At 41.5% G+C, this 20,599-nt stretch carries 20 protein-coding genes; 3 read left to right on the top strand and 17 right to left on the bottom strand.

Going from position 1 to position 20,599, the window contains the following annotated elements; all coding sequences use genetic code 11:
* Positions 1 to 27 precede the first annotated feature (27 nt).
* From pflA to adhE, 3 genes are all read right to left on the bottom strand, one after another.
* Positions 28 to 765, bottom strand: a complete 738-nt coding sequence (gene pflA / locus JCM16418_RS05635; RefSeq protein WP_036646872.1) for a pyruvate formate-lyase-activating protein — start codon at positions 763 to 765, stop codon at positions 28 to 30.
* Positions 766 to 827: 62 nt separating this feature from the next.
* Positions 828 to 3,089, bottom strand: coding sequence for a formate C-acetyltransferase (gene pflB / locus JCM16418_RS05630; protein ID WP_036646871.1), 2,262 nt, complete (start codon positions 3,087 to 3,089; stop codon positions 828 to 830).
* A 335-nt stretch (positions 3,090 to 3,424) separates the two neighbouring features.
* Positions 3,425 to 6,037 (bottom strand): bifunctional acetaldehyde-CoA/alcohol dehydrogenase, encoded by a 2,613-nt coding sequence (adhE, locus tag JCM16418_RS05625; RefSeq protein ID WP_036646870.1) that lies wholly within the window; start codon positions 6,035 to 6,037, stop codon positions 3,425 to 3,427.
* Between the two features lie 392 nt (positions 6,038 to 6,429).
* On the opposite strand from adhE, the gene JCM16418_RS05620 reads away from it, so the two are divergent.
* Positions 6,430 to 7,143 (top strand): Crp/Fnr family transcriptional regulator, encoded by a 714-nt coding sequence (locus tag JCM16418_RS05620; RefSeq protein WP_172679203.1) that lies wholly within the window; start codon positions 6,430 to 6,432, stop codon positions 7,141 to 7,143.
* 440 nt (positions 7,144 to 7,583) lie between these two features.
* A complete protein-coding gene (locus JCM16418_RS05615; protein ID WP_052020066.1) occupies positions 7,584 to 8,471 on the top strand; it encodes a hypothetical protein in 888 nt (295 codons plus the stop codon).
* 72 nt (positions 8,472 to 8,543) lie between these two features.
* Here JCM16418_RS05615 and JCM16418_RS23565 read toward each other — a convergent pair whose 3' ends face one another.
* The 11 genes from JCM16418_RS23565 to JCM16418_RS05565 all read right to left on the bottom strand — a co-directional run bounded on the left by JCM16418_RS23565 (position 8,544) and on the right by JCM16418_RS05565 (position 17,181).
* The gene (locus JCM16418_RS23565) at positions 8,544 to 8,849 is read right to left on the bottom strand and encodes a S16 family serine protease (protein ID WP_158442408.1); all 306 of its coding nucleotides are present in this window, start codon (positions 8,847 to 8,849) and stop codon (positions 8,544 to 8,546) included.
* On the bottom strand, positions 8,813 to 9,568 hold the full coding sequence (locus JCM16418_RS05610) for a PDZ domain-containing protein (RefSeq protein ID WP_148298742.1): 756 nt from the start codon (positions 9,566 to 9,568) through the stop codon (positions 8,813 to 8,815). Before JCM16418_RS05610 ends, JCM16418_RS23565 begins: the two co-directional genes overlap by 37 nt.
* A gap of 48 nt (positions 9,569 to 9,616) precedes the next feature.
* Positions 9,617 to 10,132: a translation initiation factor IF-3 gene (gene infC, locus JCM16418_RS05605; protein WP_172679202.1), complete on the bottom strand. Its 516-nt coding sequence runs from the start codon at positions 10,130 to 10,132 to the stop codon at positions 9,617 to 9,619.
* Positions 10,133 to 10,174: 42 nt separating this feature from the next.
* Positions 10,175 to 10,840 (bottom strand): hypothetical protein, encoded by a 666-nt coding sequence (locus JCM16418_RS05600; protein ID WP_036646868.1) that lies wholly within the window; start codon positions 10,838 to 10,840, stop codon positions 10,175 to 10,177.
* Between the two features lie 213 nt (positions 10,841 to 11,053).
* Positions 11,054 to 11,779 (bottom strand): hypothetical protein, encoded by a 726-nt coding sequence (locus JCM16418_RS05595; RefSeq protein ID WP_148298741.1) that lies wholly within the window; start codon positions 11,777 to 11,779, stop codon positions 11,054 to 11,056.
* 148 nt (positions 11,780 to 11,927) lie between these two features.
* On the bottom strand, positions 11,928 to 12,257 hold the full coding sequence (locus JCM16418_RS05590) for a winged helix-turn-helix transcriptional regulator (RefSeq protein WP_052020063.1): 330 nt from the start codon (positions 12,255 to 12,257) through the stop codon (positions 11,928 to 11,930).
* Between the two features lie 210 nt (positions 12,258 to 12,467).
* On the bottom strand, positions 12,468 to 13,196 hold the full coding sequence (locus tag JCM16418_RS05585; protein ID WP_036646866.1) for a ThuA domain-containing protein: 729 nt from the start codon (positions 13,194 to 13,196) through the stop codon (positions 12,468 to 12,470).
* A 24-nt stretch (positions 13,197 to 13,220) separates the two neighbouring features.
* On the bottom strand, positions 13,221 to 14,189 hold the full coding sequence (locus tag JCM16418_RS05580; RefSeq protein WP_036646865.1) for a sugar phosphate isomerase/epimerase family protein: 969 nt from the start codon (positions 14,187 to 14,189) through the stop codon (positions 13,221 to 13,223).
* A gap of 24 nt (positions 14,190 to 14,213) precedes the next feature.
* A complete protein-coding gene (locus JCM16418_RS05575) occupies positions 14,214 to 15,305 on the bottom strand; it encodes a Gfo/Idh/MocA family protein (RefSeq protein ID WP_036646864.1) in 1,092 nt (363 codons plus the stop codon).
* Positions 15,298 to 16,065 carry a sugar phosphate isomerase/epimerase family protein gene (locus tag JCM16418_RS05570; RefSeq protein ID WP_036646863.1) on the bottom strand — a complete coding sequence of 256 codons (768 nt, stop codon included), beginning with the start codon at positions 16,063 to 16,065 and terminating at the stop codon, positions 15,298 to 15,300. Before JCM16418_RS05570 ends, JCM16418_RS05575 begins: the two co-directional genes overlap by 8 nt.
* A 36-nt stretch (positions 16,066 to 16,101) precedes the next feature.
* Positions 16,102 to 17,181: a Gfo/Idh/MocA family protein gene (locus JCM16418_RS05565; RefSeq protein ID WP_036646862.1), complete on the bottom strand. Its 1,080-nt coding sequence runs from the start codon at positions 17,179 to 17,181 to the stop codon at positions 16,102 to 16,104.
* Between the two features lie 147 nt (positions 17,182 to 17,328).
* On the opposite strand from JCM16418_RS05565, the gene JCM16418_RS05560 reads away from it, so the two are divergent.
* Positions 17,329 to 18,147 carry an AraC family transcriptional regulator gene (locus tag JCM16418_RS05560; protein WP_036646861.1) on the top strand — a complete coding sequence of 273 codons (819 nt, stop codon included), beginning with the start codon at positions 17,329 to 17,331 and terminating at the stop codon, positions 18,145 to 18,147.
* Between the two features lie 91 nt (positions 18,148 to 18,238).
* Here the strand turns inward: JCM16418_RS05560 and yxiS are convergent, their stop codons facing one another.
* The 3 genes from yxiS to JCM16418_RS05545 form a co-directional block, all read right to left on the bottom strand.
* Positions 18,239 to 18,580, bottom strand: coding sequence for a protein YxiS (gene yxiS, locus JCM16418_RS05555; RefSeq protein ID WP_052020062.1), 342 nt, complete (start codon positions 18,578 to 18,580; stop codon positions 18,239 to 18,241).
* Complete coding sequence (locus tag JCM16418_RS05550) at positions 18,573 to 19,532, bottom strand: Gfo/Idh/MocA family protein (protein WP_036646860.1); 960 nt, start codon at positions 19,530 to 19,532, stop codon at positions 18,573 to 18,575. The genes yxiS and JCM16418_RS05550 overlap by 8 nt, the downstream gene beginning before the upstream one ends.
* Positions 19,533 to 19,634: 102 nt before the next feature.
* The gene (locus tag JCM16418_RS05545; protein ID WP_036646859.1) at positions 19,635 to 20,324 is read right to left on the bottom strand and encodes a TerC family protein; all 690 of its coding nucleotides are present in this window, start codon (positions 20,322 to 20,324) and stop codon (positions 19,635 to 19,637) included.
* Positions 20,325 to 20,599 lie beyond the last annotated feature (275 nt).

Below are 20,599 nucleotides of genomic sequence, written 5' to 3'. Positions count from 1 at the left end.
ATTTATCGCGCTTATATTACTTTTTTACTATAAAGAAGTTGTCTGTCTTCGTCCTTCTTCTATTAAACGGTAAGCACGCTTTACTTCCTCGTCTGATGGAGAGGGTACACCCTGAAGAGGATATTCTTTCCCCAGAGCTTCCCACTTATAAATACCCATCTGATGATAAGGAAGAATTTCAAACTTTTCGACACCATTTAGTGTACCCATAAATCTACCTAGGTTGATCAAATCTTCTTCCTGATCATGAATACCTGGAACGTATACATGACGAATCCACATTTTACGGCCATTCTCCGATAACCACTGTGCCGTACGTAATGTGCGATCATTCGATTTACCGGTTAACTTAATATGCTTGTCATCATCAATATGCTTAATGTCTAGAAGAACAAGATCCGTTACTTCTAATAATTGATGTATTCTCTCCGCCTCGTTAAAACCGTTACTATCAAGCGTCGTATGCAAATTCCAACGTTTCTTCACTTCTTGAAACAATTCAGCTACAAAATGAGACTGAAGCGTAGGTTCACCGCCCGAAACGGTTAAACCGCCCCCCGAAGAACGATAGTAGTTCAGATAAGGTTCTATTTCAGCTAGGACATCCTCAACTGTCATTTCTTTGCCCTCATTCATTGACCAAGTATCTGGATTATGACAGTACTGGCACTTCAACAAGCATCCTTGCATGAAAAGGACAAAGCGGATGCCTGGTCCGTCTACCGTTCCAAAGGTCTCCAAAGAATGGATATGGCCTTTAATCATAGGAAGTCATCCTTTCCGCATCCGCTAGTCTAGTTGGATATATATCGATATGACAAGTGCTGTTACATCGAGCCATGGAACGTACGATTAATTACGTCTAACTGTTGTTCACGAGTCAGTTTAACAAAGTTAACTGCATATCCAGAGACACGGATCGTAAGTTGTGGATAATTCTCAGGATGATCCATAGCATCTATCAGTTGCTCGCGATCAAATACATTGACGTTTAGGTGATGTGCACCACCACCGAAGTATCCATCTAGCATGGCAACGAGATTTGATTTACGGACTTCCTCTTCCTTACCCAGAGCTTTAGGAACAATGGAGAAGGTGTTTGAGATTCCATCTAGACTATCCTCATAGGGCAATTTAGCTACTGAACTAAGTGATGCAAGAGCACCCTTCTTATCACGGCCATGCATAGGGTTCGCGCCCGGTGCGAATGGCTCACCAGCTTTACGTCCATCTGGAGTTGTGCCGGTTTTCTTACCGTATACAACATTAGAAGTTATCGTTAGGACGGATTGAGTAGGGAGTGCATTACGATAAGCTTTATTTTTACGGATCATGGTCATGAACGTTTCTACAAGCTCAACGGCAATATTATCGACACGGTCATCATTATTACCGTAACAAGGGAACTCCCCTTCAATTTCAAAATCGACAGCGATGCCTTTTTCATTACGGATCGGTTTAACTTTGGCATACTTGATTGCACTTAGAGAGTCTGCCGCAACAGACAGTCCGGCAATACCACAAGCCATCGTCCGCAAAATATCACGGTCATGAAGTGCCATTTCAATCCGCTCGTACGAATACTTATCGTGCATATAATGAATAACATTCAGTGTGTTCATATATAGCTTCGCTAACCACTGCATCATCGGCTTGAAGCGTTTCATCACTTCATCATAATCCAAGACATCCGAAGTGATGGCTGGATACTCTGGTCCAACCTGAGCTCCAGATTTCTCATCAATACCGCCATTAATGGCGTAGAGCATACATTTAGCCAAGTTCGCACGCGCACCGAAGAATTGCATTTGTTTACCAATCTTCATAGCAGATACACAGCAAGCAATACCATAGTCATCCCCATAGATTGGACGCATTAAATCGTCGCTCTCGTATTGAATCGAACTGGTTTCTATCGAAACTTTGGCACAATACTTTTTGAATCCCTCAGGTAGTTGATCAGACCATAATACAGTTAGATTTGGCTCTGGTGCTGGTCCTAGGTTATAAAGTGTATGCAAGAAACGGAAGCTGTTCTTGGTTACTCTTGTTTGTCCGTTCGTGGACATACCACCGATAGATTCAGTTACCCAAGTTGGATCTCCACTAAATAATTCATTATAGTCAGGTGTGCGTAGAAATTTAACGATACGAAGTTTCATGACAAAGTGGTCTACAAGTTCTTGAGCTTGTTCTTCAGTAATGGTCCCCTCACTTAAGTCTCGTTGCAAGTAAATATCTAAGAAGGAAGATACTCGACCCAGCGACATAGCCGCACCATTCTGTTCTTTAATAGCAGCAAGGTATCCGAAATAAAGCCATTGAAAGGCTTCCTTAGCGGTGTGAGCTGGTTTAGAGATATCAAAACCATGCATCGCAGCCATTTTTCTAAGTTCACCTAAAGCACGAATTTGCTCAGATAGCTCTTCACGAAGACGAATAACATCTTCATCAATTACATCTACCTCAAGATCATCTAGCTCTTGTTTCTTTTCTTGAATCAGAAAATCTATTCCATACAACGCAACACGCCGATAGTCCCCTATGATCCGTCCGCGACCATATGCATCAGGCAAACCAGTGATGATACCTGCTTTCCGTGCTGCTCTCATATCTGAAGTATAGGCGTCGAATACACCTTGGTTATGCGTTTTACGAATGTCTGTAAATATTTGCACGAGTTCTTCGGGAAGCTTAAATCCGTAAGCCTCACATGCATCAATCATCATCCGAATGCCGCCATAAGGCTGAATTGAACGTTTGAAGGGCGCATCCGTTTGAACACCTACGATTTGTTCTTTATCTTGATCCAAATATCCTGGCTGATGCGATACAATCGTTGATGGTGTATTCACATCCACATCCAGTACGCCGCCATGATCACGTTCTTGTTTCGTTAAATTGGATACAATAGCCCATAATTCATTTGTGTTGCTTGTTGGCCCAGCCAAAAATGCTTCATTACCGTGATAAGGACTGATGTTTTTTTCGATAAAATCATTGACATTGACAGCCTTAGACCACTTACCCTTTTTAAAGCTTCTCCAGCCTGATTGCACGTCTTGTACGTCTTTTTCTATTACCGACATCTAAATCCCTCCATCTTTATATTTAAAATAGGATATCATGAGCTTGAAGGTAATCCCATGACTCCGTAAATTCCGATCAACAAAGAGGATATGAGTCAAGCTAATATAACTTATAATTCTTTTTATAATTCTTTTTATAATTGTTTGTGACTAAATTCACATTTTGTGGTCGATTATTGCCCACTTCTTCGCAACTATTCTCTTGCTATGAATTACCCTAATTGTTGATTACACACTCAGTTTACATGAATTTTCAGAAAATGACTGTGACAAATATCACGTCAATGGTGATATTTGTCACTCACTTTCCGAATTACTTGGTTAGCTTAAATACTCTAGAAACGTCCATAAAATGCGTTTCTATATACATCAGCAAGCTCTGTGACTAAAGGTAACTTCGGATTAGCAGTTGTACACTGATCTTCAAATGCACGATCCGCCAAATAATCAACACGTGATTCAAAATCTTTTGGATCAAAGCCTAGCTCTTGGAACGACTCCTCGATGCCCAGAATACGATTTAAATCGCGAATTGCATTTATTAGGCTTGTTACGCCCTCTTCTGTTGTGCGTGCTGGTAATCCGAGAATTCGAGCAATCTCTGCATAACGTTCATCCGCGATGAAGTGCGTATATTTAGGGAACGAAGCAAATTTGGTAGGCTTCTTCGCATTGTAACGAATAACGTGTGGCATTAGAATAGCATTGGTACGACCGTGCGCTGTATGGTATTGACCTCCCCATTTATGGGCCAAGCTGTGGTTAATACCTAAGAACGCATTTGCAAAAGCCATGCCCGCTAGCGTCGATGCGTTATGCATTTTCTCACGTGCCAATGGATCTGCAGTGAGAGCAGACTTCTCAAGGTACTGGAATACAAGCTGGATCGCTTTAATCGCAAGCCCATCGGTATAATCACTGGCCATAACCGATACATAAGCCTCAATCGCATGCGTCAATACATCCATACCTGTATCTGCTACTGCGGTTTTAGGTAAAGTATATACATATTCAGGATCAATAATGGCTACATCTGGTGTCAATTCATAGTCTGCTAGTGGATACTTCGTGTTCCCTTGATTCTTATCTGTAATAACGGCAAAAGAAGTAACTTCCGATCCTGTGCCTGATGTAGTTGGAATAGCAACAAACTGTGCTTTCTGACCCAAACGTGGGTATTTATAGATCCGTTTACGGATATCCATAAATTTCTGTTTCAGATTTTCGAAATCTGTATCTGGATATTCGTAGAACAACCACATTGCCTTAGCTGCATCCATCGGTGATCCACCACCAAGGGCAATAATGCAGTCAGGCTGGAACCTGTTCATCATTTCCGTACCTCTGTCTACCGTTGCCGTAGAAGGATCGGGTTCGACTTCCGAGAACACTTCGATCACAACAGGTGTCTGACGCTGACGCAAATAATGTTCTACACGTGCCACATAACCGAGTTTAACCATCATCGGATCCGTAATAATCGCTACACGGCTAATATCCGGCATTTTGGCAAGGTACTGAGTAGATCCCTTTTCAAAATAAATTTTGTCAGGAATTTTGAACCACTGCATGTTCACCGTACGGCGTGCCACCCTTTTCACATTGATCAAATTTACTGCTGTTACATTCGAAGATGTTGAATTCCGGCCATACGATCCACACCCAAGTGTAAGCGAAGGCAAGTTCGTATTATAAATATCACCAATAGCTCCGTGAGTCGAAGGTGAGTTCACTATAATACGTCCCGTTTGCAGACGGTTGGCAAACTTGTTGATGACAGCTTCATCATGTGAATGGATAACCGATGAATGACCCATACCGCCAAAAGCAACAACTTCTGCGGCACGCTCAATTCCAGCATCTGCAGTTTTTGCTTTATAACATGCAAGCACTGGGCTTAATTTTTCCGCAGATAACGGATATTTGAATCCTACTCCTTCAATTTCAGCCACTAATATTTTGGTGCCCGCAGGAACATGAATACCACATAACTCTGCAATTTGCATTGCTGATTGTCCAACAATAGAAGGATTAACTGCGCATTTTTCCGTGTTAATCGCACCTGCGGTCAATTTTGCTGCTTCATCTTTATTAACGAAATAGCAGCCATTCGCAATCATTTTCTTCTTCACTTGATCATAAATTGGCTCTTCTATAATAACTGCTTGTTCAGAAGCACAAATCATACCATTATCAAACGATTTCGATAATATCAGATCAGTTACCGCTTGATCGATATCTGCAGTCTTTTCGATGAAACAAGGTACATTACCTGGCCCAACACCAAGTGCTGGCTTACCGCAGCTATATGCTGCTCTAACCATACCTGATCCGCCTGTCGCTAGGATAAGTGCAACATCGGGGTGATTCATCAGAGCGTTCGTTTTCTCCATCGTAGGTAGCTCAATCCATTGAATACAGTCAGCAGGTGCTCCATGCTTCACAGCTGCTTCAAGCAATGTCTTAGCAGCTTCTCTACTACATTCCTGAGCAGATGGATGGAAGCCAAAAATAATAGGATTACGCGTTTTAATCGCAATAAGTGCTTTAAACATCGTCGTTGATGTTGGGTTCGTTACAGGTGTAATACCCATGATGATCCCAACAGGCTCAGCAATTTTCTGAAAGCTTTCATAAGGATTATCCTCAATTACGCCTACTGTTTTCTCGTATTTAATACTGTGGTAAATATACTCGGTTGCAAACATATTCTTAGTGATTTTATCTTCGTATATTCCCCGCCCTGTTTCTTCAACAGCCATCTTCGCTAGCTGCATATGTTTGTTGAGTCCTCCAAGGGCCATCGCTTGAACAATGTCATCGATTTGCTCCTGGTTCATACTCATAAACTTCTCTTGTGCTTGATTCGCCTTGTTGATTAAAGTCTGGATGTATTCTTCGGCACTTTGCTGTTTCATATCGCTCACTACCTCATTCTTAACAGCCATGTCTCTCATCCTCTCAGGGAAATTATGGTTTTATCTCTATCTACATTTCGATCATAACACATCATTATGAACATTAAAAGTGAAAACTTTCACAAAGTTTAATCATTTTTATGAATCGTTTTCAAAAATATTTTCACCTATATTCACACTTCTTTTGTCTATGATAAATGTCACTAAAACGTTTATAAACTAAACTTTTTTTGATGAATCTCACCTAATCTGAAGCATCAAGTTATGAAATGAAATGATCACAAGTCCCTTTTAGTGAAATTTATCACAATGTTGAAAATTAGACACTTCTTCTCTCTTTTATTTCCACTCAAATCACATTTTTAGCGTTATAATTAGTTTAAAATTTACTGAAAATTAAAGATACAAAGGGGATAACGATTATGAATAACCAGAATGTTATCGAAGCCCAAGGGAATACAAGCTGCTTTTCCGAATCCAACCTCAATCGACTAAAAGGTATAATGAAAGAACGCATTGTTCCAGAAGGCTCCCATTTATTCTGGGAAGGTGATTGCTCAGACAAATTGTTTTATGTTATACGCGGACGCATTAAACTGACAAAATCCACTGACGAAGGTAAGGAACTCATCCTGTATATGTATCAAGCGGGAGATGTGGTAGGTCAGGCCGATCCATTCTTCAGCAGCAAACATAGTTTTACAGCCGAAGTTATTGAAGATAGTGAAGTTGGCGTTATTGAACAAAAGGATATCGAAACTTTAATCTGCCAACATGGTGAATTTGCGATTGATTTTATGAAATGGATGGGAATTCATCACCGTCTTACCCAAACGAAGTTCCGTGATTTAATGATGTATGGCAAGCCTGGTGCTCTATGCTCCACTCTGATCCGCCTCAGTAACAGCTACGGTGAGAAGCATGAAGAACATATTCTTATTAATAAAAAAGTAACACACACAGACTTATCCAATATGATTGGAGCCACAAGAGAGAGCGTTAACCGTATGCTGAGCGATTTACGCAAAAAAGACGCGATTGAATATGAAAATGGTATGATCGTCATCAAAGACCTCTCGATGTTACAAGATATTTGTCACTGTGAGCATTGCTCTAAAGAAATATGCCGAATTTAATAGATTAGAATTCCTCTACAATACTTAAAAAGCCCGAATGTCTCCCAGACGTTTGGGCTTTTTCTTATGCTAAATCCCTTGAATATAGGACCACTACCTCCTTCTCTATCTGGAACACCTCTAAAATTTGAAATATTTAGTTCCTAGGAATATAGGTTTACAAGACAATTTTACCTAACAATTCACAACAACACGTCAAACATCCTATTTTTAATACTTTAGTCCTATGTAATATGCAATCCATTCATCCGTATATATGTATATAAGCGATTCTTTAGACTTACTCAACATGCGTAATTATACCCAACCATTAAATATTTATTTGTACAAGAAACATGTTGATAAGGATATGAGGTTTCTCACTAAAGAATTGAAAGAGGCCAAAAGACTGCTGTATATGTTGAAAATAGGCCGTATGTAATAGAAGGAGTGTTCAATTTATGTTAACAAAAATGATTTCCCGCATCGTCTTATTCGTTTTATGCAGTCTTCTAGTCATGGGATCAGGATTATACCCCCTACATATGGCTCATGCCAAAGGTTTCCCCAAAGCTACATGGTTATGGAATACAGAACAAATTAAAACTCAAGCTAACGATATTGTTTCCTTCACTTCCGCAAATGGTGTGAATCAAATATATCTGCAAATAAACATTGATATCCCCGTCTCCTATTACAAAGCTTTTATTCGCCTTGCAGCAACAAAAGGGATTACAGTGGATGCCCTGAATGGGGCACCCTCTTGGGCGCTTACCTCTGAACGTAATCAAATTACGAAGTTCATAAATTGGGTTGAAGATTATCAGTCTCATTCCTTAGCTTCAGAACAGTTTCATGGGCTTCACATGGACATTGAGCCCCACCTACTACCACAATGGAAAACCAATCTAAATTCAGTCATCGAACAATGGCAAAAGAGCGTGATATATCTGACTCAAGAGGCTAAACGCTTAAACATGCCGATCGCAGCAGATATTCCTTTTTGGCTGAGCAATTATAAAGCAACCAATGATAACATTACGTTAAGTCGTTTTATGATCACTGCATATGACTCCATTACGATCATGTCTTATCGGGATACTGCTGCTGCAATCTACAGCGTTGCTGAACGGGAATTAGAGGAAGCTCGCTTCCTAGGTAAGCCTGCGTTCGCTGCCGTGGAGACAAAGTCCAGCAATGAGGGCAACTTCATTACGTTTTATGAAGAAGGCGCTAAATACATGAATGAACAACTCAACCTTCTTAGTGGTCTAGCCAAAGCTCAGGACGCTTTTGCTGGAGTCGCTATTCATGATTATGATGGATGGAGAGCGTTCAGCGGACGGTAATTAGCTATCTATCCTATTCGATAAAGAAGAATCCCAGCGATCCGCATCAAGCGAAACGTTGGGATTCTTTTGTTAGGCTGCTTTAGAAGGCAGAGCCTTGAGGAAATCAAGAGCCTCTTGCATTGTTTTTACCGGAATAATGCGAATGTTATACCCCTTCTTCTTAGCCTCATCCAGTATATCTTTTGTATTCATATCACCAGGATTGATATCTGCTGGACAGAAGAAAATATCAATTTTACCATGATGAGCTGCAATAATTTTATCGCGGATACCGCCAATCTGTCCGACATTGCCATTCTGGTCAATTGTACCCGTGCCCGCAATTTCATACCCTTTTGTTAAATCTCCTGGAACAATCTGATTGAGAATTTCCAAAGAAAACATGAGCCAGCAGAGGGACCTCCGATATCTTTCGTATCCATATTAACGTTCCGCGAGGGTTTGATGATATATTCATCTTCTGGATTAATACCTAGACCTACCTGTCCACTTTTATTAATCACAACTAATTGAAATGTATCCTTATGAATTTTGCCTTCATGCTCATAAGTCAAGCGAACGGACTCTCCCGCCTTTTTGCTGCTTAAATAGGCAATAACATCTGTGGATTTCTCCATCTTATGTCCATCTACCTCCGTAATAATATCTCCAATCGATAACTTACCCTTGGCCTGGGAGATGGGGAGGATATTCGTGATAAATACTCCTTTATTCTGAACGGGCACCTTTTCTCCAGCACCTCGCAGCCCACTAACAATGGCATTCTGCTGAGATTTAGTCATCATATGGTTTAGCATAAAGTTATATTCTTTCTGAGTTAAGTCACCTTTGACACTTTTCTCTTTACGTATCTCCGTGTCTGGCGAAAGCGCATAGAGAAGATAATATAAATGTGACACCTTGATGCTAGCTACCGTCGTTAAGTAGAAATTCCCTTTTTCCGACTTATGACCACCTTCAACGCTGACAATAGGAGATAATGGATTCACATCACCAGGCTGGTACAGATAATAAGGAAGAGGAATGAGCATGACTATCATAAAAATTAAGAAGACACTAGCGCCCCATATATATTTTCGTTTCATTCTCATCATTATGTTCACGTATATATTCCTTCCTGATCTTCTAATATCGGCATCCACTTACGTTAAAGGGTTGATTTGAACTGCGGCTTGCTTACCGCTAACCTGTATGCCTGAGGCTGGTCGACCCGCTTCACTTAGATCCTTTAATAGTCTCTCTAATAGTCCTTTAGCCGCAATACCTTCCTTACCCTTGATTTTCACAACAAGCTGAACAGCATTTCCCGAGTTCAACATCCGTAGGGCCTGCTGTTGCTTCGTATAATAATCATGATCTTCAATATGTGGAGTCAGACGGACTTCCTTCACCTTGGTTGGTTTCTCCTGCTTACGTTCAGAAGACTTAGCCTGCTGCTTCTCCTGCTTAGCGTTACCTGCACTCATTAGCTTGCATGGGGGTGGACTGCTTAACAGCGAAGTACATACAAGATCAACCTTCAGTCTCTTTGCCATTGCAAGCGCTTCGCTTGTCTTCATCGTACCGAGATTTTCTCCATTTAATCCGGTGAGTTCAACTTCATTGGCTTTAATTTTCTCGTTCATAATAATCACTTGTGCAACACCTAAACTTTCCATGTGGTTTCAGATATCTAATTTACAACGGCTTATGTATGATTGCTAAATTCGTTCTAGCAGGATCTCAACTTCATCCTGAGGAGTAAGCTTCATATCAAGACCATTTTCTATTAACTCTTTGCCGTTAACTTTAATAACCCATTTCTCTATGGCTTTGGGACTGTAGCCTCGTACTGTATCAATAAATTTGTTGTTTGCGGTTAGTTCCACCAGATCGTTATATTTAACGATATCCCTTACGCTTTGTTCAGGCACAAACGGTATGACATAGGAATGATTAAGCTCGCGGTTAATGCTGTCTCCATTCAATTTTAAAATAATAAATTTAAGCGATTTATCATCTTTCTTCTGTTCTGTAGATTGGATGGAGATTGCAATTTCATCATTCGTTTTTAACACCGTATTGAAATTTGAGGCCTCCATCTTCTTGCCATTGATTTCGAGACGCCATGTAAATGGTGTTGCCAAAGAAACATGATTTATAGTTTCAATGTTACCCGCTTCATCAAAATCCACGATACCACTATTCCTCAGACCTTCATTTATGGAAACTCCCTGGCGTAAATATTTCTCTAAATCATTAATAACATCTATGGAGAAGAAATCTTCCTTCTCTGTGAGGGAAATACTGGAGTTAATATCGCTAGAATAAATACGCACTTCCTGATTTTTATTGCAGCCTGCCAGAAGGATCAAACTTATAATCATCAATATTGTACAAAATTTGAATCTATTCCTCATGTAACACCGTCCTTAATTCATCAACATCATACCATTTTCTCTCAACACAAAGAGAGCTCCCCAACATTCTGAGAACTCTATTTTAACATAGATTCATATAGACTATCGACAGCCATACACTCTCCTTCATGTAAAATTAACTTCAAATATACACGTTTTGGTCATGATTTTCATCATTACTTAATCAATAAACGCCTCCATAAACGTCCGGCGCCCATCTATATTCTTTAAATAAGGTCCTAACCTAAGAAAATTCGTCTGGTCTACATATACGCCAGTCATCCAAGTACCTTCTTGCACTTCGCCATCGGAATGCATCACAAGTGGTGGTGCAGATATGAATTCCTGATATACAGGAAATTTCATAGCATGTTTCTTATATGGTTTGCCTAATTGTTTCAACGGGGTTTCACTAACATAGGTGGGTACGAAATAAGAAGATATAATCTTCATCTCTTCATCTGTATAAAATGGAACATCGCCCAAAAACGGTCTGAACATTGTAATCTCCTCAAACTGTGACCAAATAATAACCTGCAAGAGCATACTTTGCAGCCGGCCATTATGAAAAATATATTCATGTTTATAAGGAGTCTCGTCTGTTTCTGGTATAATGTTCTCCACGTGATGCATCTCGCAACCTATGCATTTCCATCCTGAAGGGCCTTGAATCCATTTTTGAAAAATGGTCCCTTCTTGAATGTCGCCATCCTCAGAATTCTTCTTTATCTGCGACGGTGGCACACCAATCCAAAATTTCCATACTGATTCTGGTAAATAGCGGTGCAGCATCTTGAACGCCTTGTCATAAATTTGCTTCACTTTCACAGAAGCGCTTTCAAGTTCAAGAAATTCCTCTTTTCCATAACTAATCTGTTGGGAAAGGACCATTTTCCGTACCATCATCCGCCTCCTTCTACACCAAAATACAGTTTATTTCCAATTATACTACAGAAAGGGTCACGAGGTGCAAGTCCACAGCTTAGCGATACAAAAAAAACCTCCCTGTCTCCAAGGAAGGTCGTTCATCTATTGTCTATAATATTCGCGTAAGTCATACCCATTCCTCTGCCCAATTTTGTACTTGCTCCATAACAGGGCGCAGAGCCTTACCTTTATCTGTTAGTTCATATTCAATACGAACAGGAGTTTCAGGGTAAACATGACGAACCAGGATTCCCCCGGTTTCCAAGTCTTTCATACGTTCAGATAGCATTTTATCACTCATGGAAGGAATGAGATGGGAAATATCCTTAAACCGCTTTGGACCGCTCATTAACGTTTGAATAATCAATCCATTCCAACGTTTGCCGAGAAATGAAAACGCAGTTTCAAAACGTGGACACATATATGTCTGAGTATGTGTTGTTTCCTGACTCTTCATGATCTTCACCTCTTTACAGAGTCATTTTAGTGCATGCATTAAAGCTTACGTTTAGTTAGTATATTTCATTTTAACATATATTTAATGAAATGAAAACATTTCTTGTTAGTATACAGCAAAGAGCGACTGAATTCAGCCGCTCTTTGCTGTTAGATCATTTATACTTGATTGTAGTATCGTTACATTATAAGTCAAAAGATTAGGACGGCGTTATACTACGGGTATTTTAAGCTCTCGAATAGGCTGACTATTACCATACACCGGTGCAGGTGAACTTGTTGGATAAGCCCACTTCACTGCATTCGTAATGACTTTTAGAATCTCCGGATTATAGTAGGTTGGGTACGTCTCATGACCTGGACGGAAGTAAAAGATCTTCCCTTGTCCACGTCTAAAGGTACAACCACTACGGAACACTTCCCCGCCCTCAAAATTACTAATAAATACAAGTTCATCTGGTGTAGGAATATCGAAAAATTCTCCATACATTTCCTCATGCTCCAGAATCAACTTACTGTCAACGCCTTCAGCAATGGGATGCGACGGATTGACGTTCCAAATGATTTCCTGTTCCCCAGCTTCTCTCCACTTCAAATCACAGCTAGTACCCATTAGTGCTTTGAACGGTTTGGAGAAATGACCTGAGTGAAGAACAATGAGTCCCATGCCCTCGTGAACTCGTTTTACTACTCGAGCCACAATTTCATCATTTACACGGTCATGAGCCTGATGTCCCCACCACAAGAGCACATCGGTTGATTTCAGTACTTCTTCCGTGAGGCCATGCTCATCCTGATCCAGCGTTGCTGTTGAAATCGCAAATCCATGACCGTTCATCCCTTCAGCTAAAGCAACATGAATACCGTTTGGGTAAATCGCTTTAACTTCATCGTCTGTCTTTTCATGTTCAAATTCATTCCATATCGTTACATTAATCATTTAATATCCCCCAGCTTAAAGGTTCTAAACCCACCACATATCTCCCAGCGGCTCTTCAATTAATACTTGTTGCAAATTATTAACGGCTTTAGAGAATCCCTCTTCCACAGACATTAGACCATCTTCATGCTCGATGCTAACTACATAATCATAGCCTACAAGACGTAGTGCACTAATAATATCTGCCCATGTTTTAAGGTCATGGCCGTAACCTACACTGCGGAACTGCCAAGCCCGATCCAGCATATTCGTATATGGCTGCATATCTGTTAAACCGTATTTATTCACATTGATTGGATCAATAACTGTATCTTTAGCATGGAAATGATGAATCGCTCCAGCGCGTCCCAAAATGTGAATAGCTTGCACCGGATCAATTCCTTGCCACCACATGTGACTTGGATCAAGATTGGCGCCGATTGTTTCGCCAGCAGCTTCACGTAGACGTAGTAGCGTAGCAGGTGTATGAACAGAGAATCCACCATGTAGTTCGAGTCCGATTTTCACATGATGATCTTTAGCAAACTTGGCTTGCTCAGTCCAGTAAGGGATAACTTTATTCTCCCACTGCCATGTTAGAATTTCTTGAAAATCATTTGGCCATGGAGCTACAGGCCAGTTCGGATATTTCGCATCCTCATGGTCTCCTGGACAACCGGAGAAAGTGTTCACAACAGATACTTCCAGTTGCTCAGCTAATTTAACCGCATTTACGAAATCATCATGCTCTGATTTAGCGATATGCTTCTGCGGATGAAGTGGATTACCATGAACGCTTAATGCGCTAATCGTCAGACCACGAGATTCAACAGCTTTTTTAAATTCTTTAATCGCAGTAGGGTTACTCAGAAGCTCTGCTGGATCGCAGTGAGCCTTACCCGGATTTCCACCTGCACCGATTTCAACAGCTTTTAGACCTTTGGAAGCGACATAATCCAGCGCATCTTCTAGTTTGCGGCCTCCAAATAGCACCATAAATACACCAAGTTTCATAATGAATCCTCCTAAGACTAAAATTTATTCAAAATATACTGCTTTACCTGTTTTGGCTGATTCGTAAATAGCCTCTAAGATTTGAGTTACGACAAATGCCTGCTCCGGTTTAACTACAGGTGCTGTATCTTCAATAACCGCTTGTAGCCACAAACGCTGCTCACGATCTGCATCCGTTTCTGTTTCACCGTCATAGAATGCAACCCCGCCTGCTCCAAGATCAATGTTTGTTTCGTACAGACGACTCATTTTCTCACCGTTAATCCGCAATCCGTCTTTCATGTCTGCTCCGCCTTCTGTTCCCGCGAGAATCGTCTTAGCTTCTCCCGTTTCTACCACATTCAGCGCCCAGCTAGATTCTAGTACAATGGTAGCTCCGTTCTCCATAGTAATAAAACCAAAAGCAGAATCTTCTACTTTAAATTGTTTCGGATCCCATGGACCGAAGGCATTGGCCGCATTTTCTTTATGTCCAAGCTTGTGGAAGGTTGAACCCATAACACTCTTCGGTTTGTAATTATCCATTAGCCAAAGTGTTAAATCAAGAGCATGTGTGCCAATATCTATTAGCGGTCCTCCACCTTGCTTCTCCTCGTCTAAGAAAACACCCCATGTTGGTACTGCACGGCGGCGTATGGCTAATGCCTTCCCGAGGTATATGTCACCCAACTCTCCATTTTCGCATAATTGTTTGAGATACTGGCTGTCATCGCGGAAGCGGTTCTGATATCCAATAGTTAGCTTCTTACCAGTACGTTTTGCTGCTTCAACCATTTCCTTAGCTTCTGCCGCTGTTTTAGCCATAGGTTTCTCACACATTACATGCTTCCCAGATTCCAATGCTGCGATTGTAATGAAGGAATGTGAGTCATTTGGAGTACACACATGGACCACATCGATGCTTTCATCTTGTAACAATTCGCGGAAATCGGTATATACTTTAGCACCTTCATTTCCGAATTTTGCTGCTGCCTTTTCAGCACGTTCTTGTATGATATCGCAGAAAGCTACCATCTCAGCCTGTTTCTGTTTGGCTAGGCTAGGCATATGCTTACCTTCAGCAATACCTCCACAGCCGATAATGGCAATTTTTAATGTTTGAGTTGAATTAGACATGAACAGATCCCCCGTTTTTCGCATAATTTTTAATCCATTCCATACTCGTAGCGATACTTTCAAGTGGTGGATTCTCGCAATAATCCTGTTCCACGACGATCCACTCTACTCCAGCTTCGTTTGCTGCGTTCGAAATCGCTTCAAGCTTAACTTCACCTTTGCCAAGCTCAACCGTCTTAGCTGTACCATCTGGTAAGGTTTTCATATCCTTCAAATGGATGATCGGCAAACGACCCGCGTATTTAGCTATATAGGCTACGGGATCATATCCGCCATAGTATACCCAGCATGTATCCATTTCGACTTGAAGCTGATCTGCTGGAACCTCTGCATACATCGCATCAAATACCGCGTGCTCTCCATAAGACTCTGTGAGTTCAAATTCATGGTTATGATAGAGTAATACTGCACCTTGCTCGCGGCATTTCGCACCGATTTGCTTCAAATTGTTAAATACCTCGGACCAATTCCGTTGTTCCTCACCCAAATAAGGAATAATCAAATTCTTGTTGCCAATTTCACGGTTATATACAATTTCCTCATCTAATGTGGTTAACATACGATCGTAGCTGATATGAGTACCTAACGCGACTAAACCGTTTTCGGTTAGTAGCTTTTGCACCTCTTCACTGGAGCGTCCGAAGAAGGTATGAAACTCCACTCCCTGATAACCAAGTTCAGCTACTCTCTTCAGGGTACCTTCAAAATCTGCTTCCATCTCTTCACGAACTGTGTACAACTGCAAACCTACTTTTAACATCACGGATCACTCCTATTTCGTTAAGGTTATTAAGATTTATTTTCCATTACTCATATTCATATCGGCTCGGCTCTCTAGCTCAATATGGCTACCAGCAAGTGAAGACTTTTCAAAGGCATACATCGCTTCTAGTACATGATAAGCAAGCTGACCATTGGCCCGGTGCAGTTTGTGGGCCCGAATGGATTCCACCATATCGTTTACGCCCAGTCCACGTTCATTTTGTGAACATTCAAACATGGGTGTCAGTACTTCCCACTGCTCAGAACCACTGCGGCGTAATTGAACATCACCATTAAAGAAATTAGGATCGGGTAAGCTAAGCGTACCCGCTGTTCCATAGATTTCGATCCATGGCAGATTAGCTCCACCCTTAATATCAAAGCTAGTAATCATCGTTACAATTGCACCTTTGGCAAAATCAATCGTTCCCGCCAAGTGAGTCGGAGTCTGAACTGGAATCTGTGTACCACTTTTCGGTCCGCTTCCGATCGTTCGGGAAGGCATTTGCGCTCCTGTGGATGCGCTGATACGGCGTACTGGACCTAGTAGTTCCACTAATGCTGTCAAGTAATATGGCCCCATATCCAGCATCGGCCCACCACCAGGCGTGTAGAAAAACTCAGGATCGGGATGCCAACCCTCAGGTCCTTCTCCCATCATAAAAGCTGTACCCGCGATCGGTTGACCGATTAGTCCAGCATCAATGGCTGCTTTGGCAGTTTGAATTCCTGATCCAAGAAAGGTATCTGGAGCACTACCTATTCGCAGTTCTTTAAGGCCTGCTAGCTCCTGCACCCGTTTAGCATCCAGTAGCGATGTAGCTAAAGGCTTCTCAGCATATACATGTTTGCCGGCTTCAAGAGCCGCTATATCAACAGCAGCATGGCTGCTTGGTACCGTCAAATTAATAACAAGCTCAATTTGTTCATCTGCAAGTAATTGTTCAGGCGTGTATGCGCTTGCAATACCGAACTCTGCCGCACGCTCTTTCGCCCTATCTAGTCTTATATCGGCACAAGCAACGATTTCGACCTCTGAACTCTTAGCTAAATTTTCTAAATAGATCGCACTAATGTTACCACAGCCGATAATACCGGCTTTCATCTTTTCCACGAGGTGAACACTCCTTAGGATGTTTTAAGATGGACTTAACAATCTAGTACCATGTTATTCTGAATTCATTTATATTAAAATGAATAATATGATTAAAACATGAACAATCTGGTTAATATTTATTTTTTTATTAGAAGGAGTCGTCATATGCCCACCCAAGATTCAGTTCACATCCTAGTAGCCGGATACTCATTTCACAATAAACCTTTTTATATGGTCGAGATGGACGGAGTTAAAAACTACTTATTACGTCTACAAACGGATGGTCGCTGCCGCGCACGCATTGGCGATAAAATGGTTCTGATCGAACCCGGTGACCTGCTTATTTATTCACCAGATCAACCTTATGAATTAATGATTAACGAAGAAATTAACCCACAGGGAGAACTTTCCGTGGAAAGCGGTGATTATCACATTTTCTTCGGGGGGGAGTGGATTGATGAGTGGTGGTCCAAGCTGAACCGCCCTACGAGAATTAAAGTACCTCTAAATGAGACCATATTAGGGCTGTTCCGGCAAATCGTGCTTGAACAGCGCAAAATAGCTAACCCTTATCCTGAAATACTTGAATATTACATGCGCATATTATGTCTGGAAACCGATCGATTGCTTCATGAGCATCCGGCAACGACACCTAGAACGTATATGGCATATAAAATGAAGCATTATATTGAAGAAAACGCTTCATTATCTTTTAAACTCGAAGACGTTGCCGCTCATGCCGGCATTAGCGTTTCCCGTGCTGTTCATCTGTTCAAGGAAACCTTTGGTACAAGCATTATGCAGTATACGTTAGATGTCAGGTTAGATATGGCAAAAGAACGCATTATATTTAGCCCTATGTCCCTTGAAACGATAGCAGAAACATCGGGTTTTGCTAACTATACGTATTTTCACCGTGTATTTAGGTCACGCTATGGTACATCACCTAGGAAATTTAGGATGGATAACCGTGAGCAGATCTAACAATAAAAATGCACCCTCTGCCATATTTTCAGAATCAACCTAAGGTTGTCCAATCTCATGGCAGAGGGTGCATTTATGTTCTTCAATATAGTTAGGTATAATAGCTAATCAATTCATAATCATTATGCGTTTTCGGTCTCCGTGCAATGGCATCGGACACGATAAAAGCCAAATCATCATTGCCAAACATCGATAGTACACCTAACACAGTCTCGTCAGGAATAGGTCCCGCTTCTTCTATAGGGACAGTGAGTTCCAGTACCCGCTCTAGTCTTTCATTGTTCTGTTGTTGAGGATAGGCCTCACGGTACAATTCTGCTGGATCTAGTCCTTGATTAACACACCACTGAGCAAATACAAGGATCATCATATCCTCATCTTGTCGGTAGCTCTCAACAATCCCATCTTCTAGTGATTTATGATCTTCATCCATTGTTCGCACTTCCCCTTCTTATTAATTCGTCCGCTAATATATGGCTGTCCAATACGAGATCAGCACGAATGGAGCATTGCTGTGGGCTGCCGATGCAGTCCAGAAAATGATCCACTGCCCCACTAAACCCGCGCCGCTTCAGAATCGTGTCCCAACTACCAAACGTTTGAGTCTGAGCGGATTGTCCTTTAGCATGGAATATTGCATGTTCCAGGTTTGTAATTTCTGCTGAATGTCCATTTCCATGTAACTCTACTCTTTCCAAATCAGAACCGGCACGTCTAATCATACTATAGCTCCCCATCCGGTTGTCACTTAAACCTAGTATCCCCGACGTGTGGAGCATCTGACCCTGCTCATTTTCCGTCAATTGATGTTCAAGCAACTGATAATCTCCACTCGATAACCATAGCAATAAATCCAGCACATGGATCAGATCATCCATAATCGTGTCATTGCTACTTGAAGCTTGAAGACGGGTACGATGTTTAACGGCGGAGCATTGATCAAATCCCCCAGCATCCTCCATCCACTGCTTAGCCTGCATATACATTGGAGCGAAGCGGCGATTGAATCCTACCGCAAGCAGTAATCCTTTAGAAGCAGCATAAGCAGCCATTTCTTTCGATTCATTCAAATTTCCAGAAAGCGGTTTATCCACGTACACATTCAGACCGCTCTGTAAACATTTCATAACCGTATCGTAATGAGTTTCGGTGGGACTATGAACAAATACGGCATCCACATTCCATGACAATAGTGTCTCTAAATCCGTCGTTCCCTGTGGAAAACGGTATGTTTGCACCACTTCGTCCACCGTCGCCTGCGAGCGGCTCATGATACCTACCACTTCTGCATATTTATGCTGTGCCAGCAGCGGTAAATACACTTTACGAGCAATGTCGCCCATACCAATCATGGCAACTCGCAGCTTACGGATGTTGTCGTTCATGAACTCATCCACCTTTATTCCCTAGGATTAATCCCTACAAAGACCCATTATACCGAGTTTAACCTCTAAACAACAAATACTTTAAACGTCCCATGAATACAATTACGCCTCGATAACCCGACTCTTGGCTGCTTGTGCCTTCTTCTTCTTGGTTCTTAGACCTATCATCACAACTGCCGCAACCACAAGCAGCTCAAATCCGTATTTCAAAGCCGGATGCGAAAGCCATTCATGAATCATTGGCTCTTCTACCAACATTTTAGATGCTGTCCATGCCAGAACTGCCGATCCCAGCGTAATAATGACTGGAAAACGGTCCGTGAGTTTCAAAATAACCGTGCTTCCCCAGACCATAATCGGTACGGAAATAGCCAATCCTATAATGACCAGTAACATATCTCCTTCAGCTGCGCCTGCCACAGCGAGCACATTGTCGAGACCCATCATCGCATCCGCAATGATAATCGTGCGAATAGCTGCCCAAATCTGATTTCCCGCTGAAATTTCATGCTGCTTCTCATCAATAAGTAGCTTATACGCAATCCAGATGAGTGCGAGCCCTCCGACTAACCGAAGTCCCGGAATCATAAGTAATTGTACGACTAATAACGTAGCAACCACTCGAATAACAACGGCTCCTACAGTTCCCCAGATAATAACCTTTTTCTGGTCCTCCTTCTTTACATTACGTGCAGCGAGCCCGATGACAATTGCATTGTCTCCAGCCAGTACCAAGTCAATCACGACAATTGACAGCAGTGCAGCCCAAAAGGCCATTGTTAACATTTCCATTCTTCATCTCCACCTTTCTAGGTTTAAACTCCCTGACTAGTTCTCCGCATAGAAAAAAGCGCCATTACCGTTATTAGGTAATGGCGCTTTTTGAATGTATTCCATCAAAAAAGACCTTCACCTAATAAAAGTAATTAGGCAAAGGTCTCGCTAAACAACATAATCGTTGCCAATAAAGCCGGGGATGTTATCCCGTAATGACGACTTTATTTGTATATAAGCTACTCCCCTTTGGGAACTATTCAATTCGTTATACGCTCATTATATCAGAGGAT

This window comes from Paenibacillus pini JCM 16418, assembly GCF_000576305.1.
In the GTDB taxonomy this organism is placed as follows: Bacteria; Bacillota; Bacilli; order Paenibacillales; family Paenibacillaceae; genus Paenibacillus_AQ; species Paenibacillus_AQ pini.
The sequence above is the reverse complement of the archived record's forward strand: the minus strand, read 5'-3'. Positions and strand labels throughout refer to the sequence as shown.

Bases quoted from the DNA above. Each gene is read 5' to 3' on its own strand.
- pflA (WP_036646872.1), bottom strand. From the start codon at position 765: ATGATTAAAGGCCATATCCATTCTTTGGAGACCTTTGGAACGGTAGAC.
- pflB (WP_036646871.1), bottom strand. From the start codon at position 3,089: ATGTCGGTAATAGAAAAAGACGTACAAGACGTGCAATCAGGCTGGAGA.
- adhE (WP_036646870.1), bottom strand. From the start codon at position 6,037: ATGGCTGTTAAGAATGAGGTAGTGAGCGATATGAAACAGCAAAGTGCC.
- JCM16418_RS05620 (WP_172679203.1), top strand. From the start codon at position 6,430: ATGAATAACCAGAATGTTATCGAAGCCCAAGGGAATACAAGCTGCTTT.
- JCM16418_RS05615 (WP_052020066.1), top strand. From the start codon at position 7,584: ATGTTAACAAAAATGATTTCCCGCATCGTCTTATTCGTTTTATGCAGT.
- JCM16418_RS05610 (WP_148298742.1), bottom strand. From the start codon at position 9,568: ATGATGAGAATGAAACGAAAATATATATGGGGCGCTAGTGTCTTCTTA.
- infC (WP_172679202.1), bottom strand. From the start codon at position 10,132: ATGGAAAGTTTAGGTGTTGCACAAGTGATTATTATGAACGAGAAAATT.
- JCM16418_RS05600 (WP_036646868.1), bottom strand. From the start codon at position 10,840: ATGATTATAAGTTTGATCCTTCTGGCAGGCTGCAATAAAAATCAGGAA.
- JCM16418_RS05595 (WP_148298741.1), bottom strand. From the start codon at position 11,779: ATGATGGTACGGAAAATGGTCCTTTCCCAACAGATTAGTTATGGAAAA.
- JCM16418_RS05590 (WP_052020063.1), bottom strand. From the start codon at position 12,257: ATGAAGAGTCAGGAAACAACACATACTCAGACATATATGTGTCCACGT.
- JCM16418_RS05585 (WP_036646866.1), bottom strand. From the start codon at position 13,196: ATGATTAATGTAACGATATGGAATGAATTTGAACATGAAAAGACAGAC.
- JCM16418_RS05580 (WP_036646865.1), bottom strand. From the start codon at position 14,189: ATGAAACTTGGTGTATTTATGGTGCTATTTGGAGGCCGCAAACTAGAA.
- JCM16418_RS05575 (WP_036646864.1), bottom strand. From the start codon at position 15,305: ATGTCTAATTCAACTCAAACATTAAAAATTGCCATTATCGGCTGTGGA.
- JCM16418_RS05570 (WP_036646863.1), bottom strand. From the start codon at position 16,065: ATGTTAAAAGTAGGTTTGCAGTTGTACACAGTTCGTGAAGAGATGGAA.
- JCM16418_RS05560 (WP_036646861.1), top strand. From the start codon at position 17,329: ATGCCCACCCAAGATTCAGTTCACATCCTAGTAGCCGGATACTCATTT.
- yxiS (WP_052020062.1), bottom strand. From the start codon at position 18,580: ATGGATGAAGATCATAAATCACTAGAAGATGGGATTGTTGAGAGCTAC.
- JCM16418_RS05550 (WP_036646860.1), bottom strand. From the start codon at position 19,532: ATGAACGACAACATCCGTAAGCTGCGAGTTGCCATGATTGGTATGGGC.
- JCM16418_RS05545 (WP_036646859.1), bottom strand. From the start codon at position 20,324: ATGGAAATGTTAACAATGGCCTTTTGGGCTGCACTGCTGTCAATTGTC.